This window comes from Streptomyces sp. XY431 (genome assembly GCF_001279805.1).
Lineage (GTDB): Bacteria > Actinomycetota > Actinomycetes > Streptomycetales > Streptomycetaceae > Kitasatospora > Kitasatospora purpeofusca.
In genome coordinates this window covers 1-918 of sequence record NZ_LGDO01000277.1, presented here as the reverse complement: position 1 = coordinate 918, position 918 = coordinate 1, and the positions used below count along the sequence as shown (strand labels likewise).

At 73.6% G+C, this 918-nt stretch carries 1 protein-coding gene; it reads right to left on the bottom strand.

Annotation, left to right across the window (positions count from 1 at the left end; genetic code table 11):
• Positions 1-152: 152 nt before the first annotated feature.
• Complete coding sequence (locus ADK60_RS23465) at positions 153-869, bottom strand: nucleoside/nucleotide kinase family protein (protein ID WP_053648712.1); 717 nt, start codon at positions 867-869, stop codon at positions 153-155.
• Positions 870-918 lie beyond the last annotated feature (49 nt).

The following is a 918-nucleotide window of genomic DNA, read 5'->3' as shown; positions in this document are numbered from 1 at the left end:
AAAACAGGCACACCGAATAGACCCTGAGCCGGAACGTATCGAAAGAAATAACGACACGCCTCGGCCCGAAATGGGAAGAGGTGGTGTTTCAGAGGATTGGCCGCCCCGGGACCGTCCGCGCCGATGCGTGTCCGGTGCTCCCTGCCGAGCGACTACAGAACACTACGCCCGTTCGGAGGCAAAGGCAAACAGTCCGCCCGGACGATGCGGGTGCAGACGGCGCGGCCGGCCTTCACGTACTCGCCGTTGGGGTGATCGTTGCCGGTGACCCAGCGGCGGGCGGTGGCCTCGTCCCGGCCGCCGGTGCGGTGGCGGTCGAGGAGGCGGGCCTCGCGGACGGCGTCGTCGGCCTCGACGTACCAGAGCTCGCGCAGCAGCCGGCGGGCCTCCGGCCAGGGGTGGTCGGCGGAGGCGAGGTAGTTGCCCTCGGTCACGACCAGGCGGGCCCGCGGGTGGACGACGTGGCGGGCGGCCACCGGTTCGTCGAGGTCCCGGTCGAAGTCGGGGACGTAGATGTCCTGGAACCGCTCGGTGGCGACCCGGCGCAGCAGGGCGACGTAGCCGTGCGTGTCGAAGGTGGCGGGTGCGCCCTTGCGGTGGCCGAGGCCGAGGCGGTCGAGCTGGGCGGCGGAGAGGTGGAAGCCGTCGAGGGGGAGGTAGGCGGCGCTGCCCTGGCCCTCCCGGCGCTCGACCTCGGCGACGAGGTGCCGGGCCAGGGTGGACTTGCCGGCGGCGGGCGGTCCGGCGAGGCCGAGGATGGTGCGGGCCTCGCTTCCGGGGCCTCGCAGCAGGCCGAGGGCGAGGGCCGTCAGGCTGTCGGCGCCGGGGGTGCCCCCCGTGCGGTCCCCGGTGGTGCGGTCCGCGTTCATGGGCGAACCCTACTCAGCGGCCGACCCCCCGCGGCCGACCCCCCGCGGC